General features: G+C 34.2%; 9 protein-coding genes. 7 read left to right on the forward strand and 2 right to left on the reverse strand.

The genetic code is table 11. From position 1 onward, the window contains the following. Positions 1-53: 53 nt before the first annotated feature. Complete coding sequence (gene ileS, locus KHA98_RS20020) at positions 54-3,455, forward strand: isoleucine--tRNA ligase (RefSeq protein WP_213259698.1); 3,402 nt, start codon at positions 54-56, stop codon at positions 3,453-3,455. A 12-nt stretch (positions 3,456-3,467) separates the two neighbouring features. Then, positions 3,468-3,848, forward strand: coding sequence for a TraR/DksA family transcriptional regulator (locus KHA98_RS20025; protein ID WP_110307084.1), 381 nt, complete (start codon positions 3,468-3,470; stop codon positions 3,846-3,848). Between the two features lie 248 nt (positions 3,849-4,096). On the opposite strand, the gene KHA98_RS20030 is transcribed toward KHA98_RS20025, so the two are convergent. Both KHA98_RS20030 and KHA98_RS20035 read right to left on the reverse strand, forming a co-directional pair. Next, the gene (locus KHA98_RS20030) at positions 4,097-4,477 is read right to left on the reverse strand and encodes a hypothetical protein (RefSeq protein ID WP_213259699.1); all 381 of its coding nucleotides are present in this window, start codon (positions 4,475-4,477) and stop codon (positions 4,097-4,099) included. A gap of 34 nt (positions 4,478-4,511) precedes the next feature. Beyond that, positions 4,512-4,868, reverse strand: a complete 357-nt coding sequence (locus KHA98_RS20035) for a roadblock/LC7 domain-containing protein (protein WP_213259700.1) — start codon at positions 4,866-4,868, stop codon at positions 4,512-4,514. A 182-nt stretch (positions 4,869-5,050) separates the two neighbouring features. Here KHA98_RS20035 and KHA98_RS20040 point away from each other — a divergent pair, with 182 nt between their 5' ends. The 5 genes from KHA98_RS20040 to KHA98_RS20060 all read left to right on the forward strand — a co-directional run bounded on the left by KHA98_RS20040 (position 5,051) and on the right by KHA98_RS20060 (position 12,088). Next, a complete protein-coding gene (locus tag KHA98_RS20040; RefSeq protein WP_213259701.1) occupies positions 5,051-5,266 on the forward strand; it encodes a hypothetical protein in 216 nt (71 codons plus the stop codon). Between the two features lie 122 nt (positions 5,267-5,388). Next, entirely contained in the window at positions 5,389-5,994 is a 606-nt protein-coding gene (locus tag KHA98_RS20045; RefSeq protein WP_213259702.1) for a lipoprotein signal peptidase, read from the forward strand. Between the two features lie 82 nt (positions 5,995-6,076). Further along, positions 6,077-9,235 carry a UvrD-helicase domain-containing protein gene (locus KHA98_RS20050; RefSeq protein ID WP_213259704.1) on the forward strand — a complete coding sequence of 1,053 codons (3,159 nt, stop codon included), beginning with the start codon at positions 6,077-6,079 and terminating at the stop codon, positions 9,233-9,235. 82 nt (positions 9,236-9,317) lie between these two features. After that, positions 9,318-10,511, forward strand: coding sequence for a glycine C-acetyltransferase (gene kbl, locus KHA98_RS20055; RefSeq protein WP_213259705.1), 1,194 nt, complete (start codon positions 9,318-9,320; stop codon positions 10,509-10,511). A gap of 113 nt (positions 10,512-10,624) precedes the next feature. After that, entirely contained in the window at positions 10,625-12,088 is a 1,464-nt protein-coding gene (locus KHA98_RS20060) for an OmpA family protein (RefSeq protein WP_213259707.1), read from the forward strand. Positions 12,089-12,117 lie beyond the last annotated feature (29 nt).

A 12,117-nucleotide genomic window follows, 5' to 3' on the forward strand; every position in this document is an offset into this window, starting at 1 on the left:
TCTATTTCCCTCAAAATTCCTTACTTTCGCACCTCGTTTAAGAAAAGGATAAAATGAGTACAAAATTTACTGAATACAAAGGACTTGACTTACCAACTGTAGCGTCTGAAGTTCTTGATTTTTGGAAGAAAGAAAATATATTTGAAAAGAGTGTAACAACTCGCGAAGGTGCTGAGCCTTACGTATTTTTTGAAGGTCCGCCTTCAGCAAACGGGTTACCTGGAATTCACCACGTAATGGCACGTGCGATTAAAGATATTTTTTGCAGATATAAAACTCAAAAAGGTTTTCAGGTAAAAAGAAAAGCCGGATGGGATACTCACGGTTTACCTGTGGAATTGGGTACAGAAAAAGAATTAGGAATTACAAAAGAGGATATTGGTAAGACAATTTCTATCGAAGAATATAACGAAGCGTGTAAAAAAACCGTGATGCGTTATACTGACGTATGGAATGATTTGACTGAAAAAATGGGATATTGGGTAGATATGGAAGATCCGTATGTGACTTATAAACCAAAATATATGGAGTCTGTCTGGTGGCTTTTGAAGCAAATCTACGATAAAGGTTTGTTGTACAAAGGATACACAATTCAGCCTTACTCTCCAAAAGCAGGAACTGGATTATCTTCTCACGAAGTAAACCAGCCAGGAGCGTATCGTGATGTGACTGATACAACAATTGTAGCGCAGTTTAAAACACTTCCTGAAACTTTACCTTCATTCTTGCAGGGTTTTGGAGATATTCACATTTTAGCCTGGACGACAACTCCTTGGACACTTCCGTCAAATACAGCTTTGACAGTTGGGCCAAAAATCGATTATGTTTTAGTTAAAACTTTCAATCAATATACTTTTGAGCCAATCAATGTTGTTTTGGCCAAAAACTTAGTTGGAAAACAATTCGGAAAAGGATTTTTCTTAAGTGAAGACGACGCTGATTTTGACAATGTGAAAAACGGCGACAAAAAATTACCGTACAAAATCTTAACTGAAGCAAAAGGAGCAGATTTAGTAGAAATCCGTTACGAACAATTATTGCCATATGTATTGCCTTATGAAAATGCTGAAAACGCATTTAGAGTAATCGCTGGAGATTTCGTTACAACTGAAGACGGAACAGGAGTGGTGCATACAGCGCCGACTTTTGGTGCAGATGATGCTAAAGTAGCAAAAGAAGCAAAACCAGAAGTGCCGCCAATGTTGGTTTTAGACGAAGACGGAAACGCAGTTCCTTTAGTTGACTTACAAGGAAGATTTACTTCTCATGTGGGTGATTTGGCTGGTAAATATGTTAAAAACGAATATTACGATGCAGGGCAAGCTCCGGAGAAATCTGTAGATGTTGAAATTGCAATTCGTTTAAAAGAAGAAAACAAAGCATTTAAAGTTGAAAAATACGTGCACAGTTATCCACACAGCTGGAGAACAGACGAGCCGTTATTATATTATCCTCTAGATTCATGGTTCATCAAAGTAACCGATGTAAAAGATAGAATGTTCGACCTGAACGAAACTATCAATTGGAAACCTAAATCTACTGGTGAAGGACGTTTTGGAAATTGGCTTAAAAATGCTAATGATTGGAACTTATCTCGTTCTAGATATTGGGGAATTCCGTTGCCAATTTGGAGAACTGAAGATAAAAAAGAAGAAGTTCTTATTGGTTCTGTTGAAGAATTGTACAATGCGATCGAGAAATCTATCCAAGCTGGTTTTCAAAAAGAAAATCCGTTTAAAGGTTTCGAAATTGGAAACATGTCTGAATCAAATTATGATTTAATTGATTTGCACAAGAATGTAGTGGATGAAATTACTTTAGTTTCGGCTTCTGGGAAACCAATGAAGCGAGAAAGTGATCTAATCGACGTTTGGTTTGATTCTGGAGCAATGCCGTATGCACAATGGCATTATCCTTTTGAAAACAAAGACAAAATTGATGAGAATAAAGATTTTCCAGCCAATTTTATTGCAGAAGGAGTAGATCAGACTCGTGGATGGTTTTATACTTTGCACGCGATTGGAACTTTGGTTTTTGATAAAGTGGCTTATAAAAATGTAGTTTCAAATGGTTTGGTTCTGGATAAAAACGGACAAAAAATGTCTAAACGTCTAGGTAACGCAACAGATCCTTTTGAAACAATTGCGGAATATGGTCCGGATGCAACGCGTTGGTACATGATTTCAAATGCAAATCCTTGGGATAATTTGAAATTTGATATCGAAGGAATTGCCGAGGTACGCCGTAAGTTCTTTGGAACACTTTACAATACCTATTCTTTCTTTTCGTTATATGCTAACATCGACGGATTTAAATACGCAGAAGCTGAAATTCCATTAAACGAAAGACCTGAAATCGATCAGTGGATTATTTCTGAATTACATTCGCTAATAAAATTTGTTGACGAATGCTATGAAGATTACGAGCCTACAAAAGCAACAAGAGCGATTTCTGACTTCGTTCAGGAGAATTTAAGTAACTGGTATGTTCGTTTATGCCGTCGCCGTTTCTGGAAAGGAGAATATGCTCATGATAAAATTGCAGCTTACCAAACGCTTTATACTTGTTTATTAACTATAAGTAAATTAAGCGCTCCGGTCGCTCCTTTTTTCATGGATAAATTATACCGTGATTTAACTGCTTCGACGGGAACCGAGGATTTTGCTAGTGTTCACTTGGCAGAATTCCCAAAATTTGTCGAAAACTTTGTTAATAAAACGTTAGAAAGCAAAATGCAGAAGGCTCAAACCATCTCATCTTTGGTTTTATCACTACGTAAAAAGGAGATGATTAAAGTACGTCAACCTTTGCAAAAGGTAATGATTCCTGTACTTGACGAGAATCAGCGTGCTGAAATTGAAGCGATTTCTGACTTAGTAAAAGCTGAGGTAAACGTGAAGGAAGTGGAGCTTTTGGACGATGCTTCGGGTATTTTGGTAAAGCAAATTAAGCCTAATTTTAAAGCACTTGGACCTCGTTTCGGCAAGGATATGGGTTTGATTTCCAAAGAGATACAAGGTTTTTCTGCTGATCAGATTAATGAATTGGACAAGCAGGGAACGCTAGATATTGTTATTGCAGGAAATAGTGTAACTTTATCATTAGAAGACGTCGAAATAACATCCCAGGATATTGAAGGTTGGCTGGTTGCAAATTCAAACGGAATTACGGTAGCCCTTGACATTACAATATCTGAAGAGTTGAAAAATGAAGGTATCGCGAGAGAACTAGTAAACAGAATCCAGAATATCCGTAAAGATTCAGGATTTGAAGTTACAGATAAGATTAAGGTACAGATAAAAAGAAACGGTATCCTGGAAGATGCAGTTTCAAAAAATGAAGACTATATTAAGTCTGAGACACTAACTGACGATTTGGTTTTTGTAGACGCTTTAGAAAACGGCACAGAAATTGAGTTTGATGATATTAAAACGATGATATTAATTTCAAAATAAAGTATAAATACCATGATAGATGAAATTACAAGATACTCTGACGCTGATTTAGCGGAGTTCAAAGAAATAATCCAGGCAAAAATTAAAAAAGCACAAGAAGATCTTGATTTGATCAAAAGTGCCTATATGAATGATTTGAATAACGGAACAGATGATACATCTCCTACTTTCAAAGCTTTTGAAGAAGGAAGTGAAACAATGTCTAAAGAAGCAAACTCTCAATTGGCAATCCGTCAGGAGAAGTTTATTCGTGACTTAAAGAATGCTTTATTCCGTGTTGAAAACAAAACATATGGTATTTGCAAAGTAACAGGTAAATTAATTGGTAAGGAAAGGCTTAAAATCGTTCCTCATGCAACAATGAGTATCGAAGCTAAAAACTTACAACGATAATATTCTAATTGTAGAATAACAATAAATAAGCGCTCCGGAAGGGGCGTTTTTTTGTTTAATATTTTGGCGAAAGTATTTGAGTAAGTGTGCTACTCTTTTGAAAGAAATTAATTATGATTTCTAATGAAATGTGTAAAAAGACGAGGAATATTTTTGTAAGAATATAAAATGCGGGCGATTTGGGGACTTAAAAATATATTTTAATTAGAACTGTCTTAAATCAAGACAGTTCTAATTAAAATTAAAAACTAAGCCAGATTTTTTTCTAATTCAGTTTTGTGTTTTTTCAAAATTGCTCTTGTCATTCCTAAGTTTGCTTTAGAAGCATCGGCTGCAAGATAGATCATGAATTTTTTGTTTGGAGAAATGTCGATAACGTGAATTTGATTTGTAAGTGTAATCAAAATATCTTCAATGTTCTGATTTAAATTTAATGCTTTTACCGCATTTAGTTTAGCTTTTACAACTTCCAGGTTGTAAGCTGCGGCAAGTTCAGGGTCAAAGCCTGGGTCAATTGTTAGATTTCCGAAACTTAATCCTGATTCAATCTCTGTTACAGCTACAGCTATAAAGCCGTTTACATTTGTTTTCATGTCATTTAAAAACACGTTTAAAAAATCGTTGCTCATAATTTAGTGGGTTTGTTGGGTTAATAGATTTATGTTATTTTAATAGTGAATTCTTGCTTAATTCTACAGATAATTCTTCTGTAGATCGCATTAGTAAGGCTAGATTGCTTCCTTCTTTGGTAAACGCGATTACAAAGTTGGTGCCGCTGATTTTGTTTCCAATGACTACTCCTTCTGAAGTCTTTAAAAAAAGTTGCTTTAAGGCGCCTTTATCTAAATCGATTAAAAATTTTTCACTCATTGATAATATTGCAGCACTCATAGCAGCGACACTATCGCTATAGTCTACATGAAGGGAAGTGATTAATTTTCCTTTTCCATTTAAAATTAAGGCTGCTGTGGATTTCGTGTTAACCAAAAAATCATTTAAAGTAGTAGTTATTTCATTCATGATTTTGTAAGATTAGAGGGTTTTGTTTAGGTTGTTATGTGTCGGTGTCTTTCAGTTGCTGTTTTTTAGGGGCTTTAGATGAACAAGTGTTAATTTTTATTAACAAATATAAATTAAATTATGTATCATTGTAGAACCAAATTGTTAATAATTTAATTTATTTACTATAAAAAACTTACACAATGGCTAAAGTATTGAAATTCAAAGAAGTGAACTCCGACGTAGAGAGTAGAATGAAGGAATTCGAAAAAATGCGTTTAAAGTTGAAGACAGAAATTAAAAAAGAAGAAACCAAAAAGGCTAACGCCGGGAAAGAGAGTAAGGGATTGTTGAAATCTATTTCCGGATTTTTTGCAGATAGCCCTAAAGCATCAGCAAATGCTACAGTGAAAAAATAAGCTTTCGAAAAGATTTGAAATTAATTTAATAGTATTTAGTTTTATTGTAAAATAATTAACGCTCCTTAAGGGGCGTTTTTTTTGATTAAATTGTTACTTTTGCCACATCAAAATTTGAAAAAATGTCATTACGAAAAGCGTATTTCCTTATATTTTTAGTTTTAATTGTCGATCAACTTTCAAAAATTTATGTAAAAACCAATTTTACTTTAGACGATCATGGTAATGAAGTGATGGTTTTTGATTGGTTTAGAATTCATTTTATCGAAAATGAAGGAATGGCATGGGGAACAAAGATACCTGGAGAATATGGAAAATTAATTCTGACTGTTTTTAGAATTTTTGCTGTTTTTGGTATTGGTTACTGGTTGGCTGATTCGATCAAAAAGCGTCAGTCTACTTATTTAATTGTTGCTATTGCATTAATATTTGCCGGCGCTGCAGGTAATATAATCGATTCTGTTTTTTACGGAGTTATTTTTGATGATAGTCACGGGAAGCTGGCAACTCTTTTTTCGCCGGAACCTTATGGAACTTGGTTTCATGGTTTGGTAGTAGATATGTTTTATTTTCCTATTTGGGAAGGGAATTTACCTTCTTGGTTGCCGTTTTTTGGTGGCAAACACTTTACTTTTTTTAATGCAATTTTTAATGTTGCAGATATTGCAATCTCTACCGGAGTTGGGATTTTATTGGTTTTCAATAAAAAAGCCTTCCATACCAGATAAAATTTATTTTCATAATAGAAATTTAGGTTTCGTAGGTTATAGTTGGTAGAAGTGTTATTTTTACCAAACAAAACCATAAGTTATGCAAAGTCCGTCTTTTTCTATTTATGATGCTTCTGCAGGATCAGGAAAGACTTATGCATTGGTTAAGGAATATCTTAAAATTATTCTTTCTTCCACAAAAAATGATGCTTACCGAAATATTCTTGCGATAACTTTTACTAATAAGGCGGTTCATGAAATGAAAAGTCGTATTGTCGGGAATTTGTCTGAATTTGCCAAAGATGAGCCTTCAGAAAAGGCAATTAGCTTAATCGAAGATTTATCCCGAGATACTGGACTTTCCATTATTCAGATAAAAGTAAAATCGCAAAGCATAATTAAACATCTTATTCATAATTATGCTGCCTTTGATATCTCGACGATTGATAAGTTTACACATAAAGTAATTCGTGCTTTTGCGCATGATCTAAATTTACCAATGACTTTTGAGGTTACACTCGATACTGAGAATTTGTTGGTTGAAGCTGTCGATGCTATTATCGCGCAGGCTGGTCAGGATGAAACGCTAACTAATTTGCTGATAGATTTTACGATGGAGAAAACCGACGATGATAAAAGTTGGGATGTTTCTCGTGAAATTCTGGAAACAGGCAGATTGGTTTTGAATGAAAATAACCGAACTGAGATTTCGCATTTTCATGATAAATCGATCAAAGAGTTTTTAGAAATCAAAATAAAAATGCAGGCGCTGTGTAAAGAACTTGAGTCTGAGAATGCAAATTTTGCTACTGATGCACTTTCATTAATAGAAGAAAATGGCATCGATTTAAAGTCATTTTCCAGAGGAACTTTTCCGAACCATTTGGAGAGTATTCGAGACGGAAAATTCAATCCGAAAAATAAAACATTTCATGAGTTTGATGATATTGCAATTAATAAAACAGCCAAAGACAAAGCGTTAATTGAAAATATAATTCCTGATTTGCTTCAGATTTTAGTTAAGATTTATAAAAACTTCGAGAAAAGAGATTTCTATAAAGCTTTTCTAAAAAATATTACACCTCTTTCTTTATTAAATACCATTAGTAATGAATTAGAAAAAATTCAGTCAGAACAAAATGTTTTGTCTATATCTGAATTTAATGCCATAATTCATCGTGAAATTCAAAATCAGCCTGCTCCCTTTATTTATGAAAGAGTTGGTGAGCGCTATCGTCACTTTTTTATTGATGAATTTCAGGATACTTCAGAAATGCAATGGCAAAATCTTATTCCGCTTATTGATAATTCGCTTTCAGGATTAGATGATTTTGGAAATAAAGGTACTCTTATGATTGTTGGTGATCCAAAACAATCCATTTATCGCTGGCGCGGTGGAAAAGCGGAGCAGTTTATTGAACTGAGTAAAGAAGAGAATCCATTTAACAATCCTGAAAAAGAAATACGTTATTTAAATACCAATTATAGAAGTTATAGTGAAGTTATTAATTTCAATAATGCCTTTTTTAAACTAATTTCTACAGAGTTTACAAATGAGGATTATAAAGAGTTGTACGAAAATCATAGTTTTCAGAATACAAATTCTAAAAAAGGAGGATATGTAAATATTTCTTTTCTCCCTGTTGTAGAAAAGAATGATTTTGCCGATGATGAAGAGGTAATAGAAAAATCGGATTTATACGTTTTAGCAACTTTAAATACAATTCAAAATGTTGTTCGGCAAGGTTTTGAATATAGAGATATCGTGATTTTGACTCGCAAAAGAGATCAGGGAATCGCAGTTGCTAATTATTTAACAGAACAAGGAGTTCCGATTTTGTCCTCAGAGACTTTAATGATTCAAAATGCAACCGAAGTTCATTTGATAATTTATCTGCTTAAGTATTTGAACAATAGTGCGGATTTGGAATCTAAGGCTAATTTTCTTCATTTTTTAGCAAAAGAGACAGAAATGGAAATGCCAATTCATGATTTTATAGCAAAAGGTATGAGTTTTAAGTCTGAAGTTGATTTTGAAAAATGGCTTTTGACTTTTGATGTTTCTTTTTCTTTTGAAAACGTTCGTAAAAAATCATTGTATGAAATGGTTGAAATTATCATTTCAAAATTTATTAGTTCTTTTGAAGGTAATGCTTATGTGCAGTTTTTTCTCGATATTGTTTTGGAGAGAGATATTCGTAATCAAGCTGGTATTGCAGATTTTCTGAGTTATTGGGATAAAAATGGAGAGAAATTCAGTATTCCATCGCCGGAAGGTAATAATGCAGTTCGAATTATGACAATTCATAAGTCTAAGGGGTTGGAATTTCCGGTGGTCATTATGCCTTTTGCTGAAGAAGATTATAATCGAAAACCCAAAGATAAATTATGGCTCGATACAGAAGATACTGGTTTAGATATTCCAAAAGCCTTAATTGATAATAGTAGCGCGGTAGAGGGGTTTGGTGAAAATGCTTCGAATGTTTTTAATCTGAAGAAACAGGAAGAATTACTTGATAATATAAATGTATTGTATGTTGCGCTGACAAGAGCTGAGGAACAGTTGTATGTTATTTCCCAGTCTCAGAAAGAGAGAAAAGACGGCGAGCTTCCTAATAATATGGCCTCTTTTTTTATTAAATTTCTAATGCATGAGAATCTTTATGATGTAGAGAAATTGGAGTATGAATTTGGAAGTAAAAGCAAACTTTCAGAATCAAATGAAGTAATTAATTTAGTTAAGACTATTCCTGTGGTCTCTGAAGTTTTAAATCCGAAAAATATTAAAATTGCGCAACGAGAAGCTTTAATGTGGGGAACACATCAGCAAGAAGCTATCGCTTATGGAAATATAATTCATGAAATTTTAGCATTTGTAAAAGATAAGTCAGATGTTGATTTGGCTGTGGTGAAAGCAATAGAAGAAGGGCTAATAAAAGTTGATCAGATTGATCAGGTTTCAAAGACGCTTAGTGAAATTGTGAATCATCCTGAATTAAGTGTTTGTTTTGAAGGTGAAAACAAAATTTTAAATGAGCAAACGATTGTTCAGAAAGAAGGTAAGATTTTAAAACCAGATAGAATTATCCTGACTAAAAGCAAAGAAGCTTATTTGTTGGATTATAAAACCGGAGCTGTAAATCCGAAGTATAAACAGCAAATTTTGGAATATGAAACTGCGATTGAAGAATTGGGATATAAAGTGTTAAAAAAAGCTTTGGTATATATAGGAACCGAAATCGATGTAGTAAATTTGTGAAAAAATTAATCAGATGTTAATGAATTAATGGGCTTGGCACTATGTTAAATTGTTAATTTTTAACGTTTTAAATAAATAAAAAATGTACGGTAAAATAAAAGAGTATTTGCAAAATGAATTGCAAACAATTGAAGAAAACGGAATTTTTAAGAAAGAACGTGTGATTACTTCGCCGCAAGGAGCGGAAATTACAATTTCGACAGGTGAAACTGTTTTAAATTTTTGTGCAAATAATTACTTAGGTCTTTCTTCTCATCCAGAAGTGGTTCAGGCTGCTAAAGATGCTATGGATACACATGGTTTCGGAATGTCATCTGTTCGTTTTATATGTGGAACGCAAGATATTCATAAAACATTGGAGAAAAAGATCGCAGATTTTTATGGTACAGAAGACACTATATTATATGCAGCAGCATTTGATGCTAATGGTGGTGTTTTTGAACCATTGCTAGGTGAAAACGATGCAATTATTTCAGACAGCTTAAACCATGCTTCTATTATAGATGGAGTTCGTTTGTGTAAAGCAGCCCGTTATCGTTATGAGAATAATAACATGGCCGATTTAGAACAACAATTAATAAAAGCAAATGAGGCAGGAACTCGTTTTAAATTAATTGTTACCGATGGAGTCTTCTCTATGGATGGTCTTGTTGCACCTTTAGATAAAATTTGCGACCTGGCAGATAAATACGATGCTATGGTAATGGTAGATGAATGTCATGCAGCTGGATTTATTGGTGCAACAGGAAAAGGTACTCTTGAAGCAAAAGGTGTAATGGGGCGTGTTGATATTATAACAGGAACATTAGGTAAAGCCCTTGGAGGAGCAATGGGTGGTTATACTACAGCTAAAAAAGAGATAATCGAATTGTTGCGTCAGCGTTCAAGACCTTATTTGTTTTCAAACTCATTGGCACCTGCTATTGTTGGGGCTTCTATTAAGGTATTTGAACTTTTAGAAAAAGACACTTCTCTTAGAGATAAGTTAGAGTGGAATACGAATTACTTTAAAGATGGTATGAAAAAAGCCGGATTCGATATTATAGATGGGGATTCGGCTATTGTACCTGTTATGTTATATGATGCTAAGCTTTCTCAAACCATGGCAAATGAACTTTTAAAGGAGGGAATCTATGTTATTGGCTTCTTTTTTCCGGTAGTTCCAAAAGAAAAGGCAAGAATAAGGGTTCAATTGTCGGCAGCACACACAAAAGAGCATCTGGATAAGGCGATAAATGCCTTTACAGTTGTCGGTAAAATGTTAAAAGTTATATAATTACCACTTTGCTGAAATTTTTGTAGGTTTTTTTTAACATTTCATTTTGTATTTAAAAAATTTGGTGTTACTTTTGCTTGTAATTAACTAAATTGTAATTAAAAAAATTAAGTATGAAACATCTTAACAAACTTTTAGTTGCTGTGATGATGGCGATGGGTTTAAGTTCTCACGCGCAAGACAGTAACAATCCATGGGCTATCTCTTTTGGAGTTAATGCCGTTGACACTAGAACTAGTTCTGGTGCTGGAAGTGGATTTTTTGATCAACACTTTTCTCAGCCATTCGCTGTAAAAGACAATTGGAACATCCTTCCATCATTATCTTACATTGGTGTAAATAGATATGTTGGACATGGTTTCTCAGTTGGTTTACAAGGTTCTGTAAACAAAATTGATAAATATGTTACTTTTGATCCAAAAGCTCCAGGGCATGATTCAAGAGGGAATGTTGTTACAAATCCAGGAGATTTGATGTATTACGGAATTGATGCTAGTGTTAAATATAGCTTCCAGGAATTAATCAAATCTAAAATAATCGATCCTTCGTTATCTGTTGGTGGAGGTTATACTTTCTTTGGAGATAGCAGTTACGGAACTGTTAACCCAGGTGCTGGTGTTACTTTCTGGTTTACAGATGCAATTGGTCTTGAACTTGGTACAAAATACAAATGGGCTGTAAGTGGTGATAGACAAGATGCTAATGGAACTCCAGATGCTCCATCTCACTTTCAACACACTGCAGGTTTAGTTTTCAAATTCGGAGGTAAAGATACTGACGGAGACGGAATCTATGACAAAGACGATGCTTGTCCAGATGTTGCTGGTTTAAAACAATTCAACGGATGTCCTGATACTGACGGAGACGGAATCGTTGATGCTTCTGACGCTTGTCCAGATGTATTTGGTTTAGCTGCATTAAACGGATGTCCTGATACAGACGGAGACGGAATTGCTGATAAAGATGATGCTTGTCCAGATGTTGCTGGTTTAGCTGCTTTAAAAGGTTGTCCTGATACTGACGGAGACGGAATCGCTGATAAAGACGATAAATGTCCTACAGTTGCTGGTCCAAAAGAAAACGGTGGTTGTCCTTTCTTAGACGCTGACAAAGATGGTGTTGCTGATAAAGATGACGATTGTCCTACAGTTTACGGTCCTGCTAGTAACAGAGGATGTCCTGAAGTAACTACTGAAGCTTTAGAAGATCTTAAAGTTCAAGCTAGAGCGGTTTACTTTAACTCAGGAAAAGCTACTTTCAAAACTGGAGACAAAGAAACTCAAGCTAGATTAGATGCTATTAAAGAAATCCTTAAAAACTATCCAAATGCGAAATTCTCTATTGAAGGACACACAGATAGTACAGGTTCAGCTAAAATTAACGATAAACTTTCTCAAGAAAGAGCAAACGCTGTAATGAATGCTTTAATTGAAAGAGGAGTTAGCGCTGATAACTTAGAAGCTAAAGGTTTTGGATCTTCTAAACCAGTTGCAAGTAACAAAACTGCTGCAGGTAAAGCTCAAAACAGAAGAACTGAAATTAGACATATTGGTTCTAAATACCAAGGTAAACTATAATTTACTTTGTAAATAAAACTGAAAAGCCA

This window comes from Flavobacterium branchiicola (genome assembly GCF_018383905.1).
GTDB lineage: Bacteria > Bacteroidota > Bacteroidia > Flavobacteriales > Flavobacteriaceae > Flavobacterium > Flavobacterium branchiicola.

Bases quoted from the DNA above. Each gene is read 5' to 3' on its own strand.
- ileS (WP_213259698.1), top strand. From the start codon at position 54: ATGAGTACAAAATTTACTGAATACAAAGGACTTGACTTACCAACTGTA.
- KHA98_RS20025 (WP_110307084.1), top strand. From the start codon at position 3,468: ATGATAGATGAAATTACAAGATACTCTGACGCTGATTTAGCGGAGTTC.
- KHA98_RS20030 (WP_213259699.1), bottom strand. From the start codon at position 4,477: ATGAGCAACGATTTTTTAAACGTGTTTTTAAATGACATGAAAACAAAT.
- KHA98_RS20035 (WP_213259700.1), bottom strand. From the start codon at position 4,868: ATGAATGAAATAACTACTACTTTAAATGATTTTTTGGTTAACACGAAA.
- KHA98_RS20040 (WP_213259701.1), top strand. From the start codon at position 5,051: ATGGCTAAAGTATTGAAATTCAAAGAAGTGAACTCCGACGTAGAGAGT.
- KHA98_RS20045 (WP_213259702.1), top strand. From the start codon at position 5,389: ATGTCATTACGAAAAGCGTATTTCCTTATATTTTTAGTTTTAATTGTC.
- KHA98_RS20050 (WP_213259704.1), top strand. From the start codon at position 6,077: ATGCAAAGTCCGTCTTTTTCTATTTATGATGCTTCTGCAGGATCAGGA.
- kbl (WP_213259705.1), top strand. From the start codon at position 9,318: ATGTACGGTAAAATAAAAGAGTATTTGCAAAATGAATTGCAAACAATT.
- KHA98_RS20060 (WP_213259707.1), top strand. From the start codon at position 10,625: ATGAAACATCTTAACAAACTTTTAGTTGCTGTGATGATGGCGATGGGT.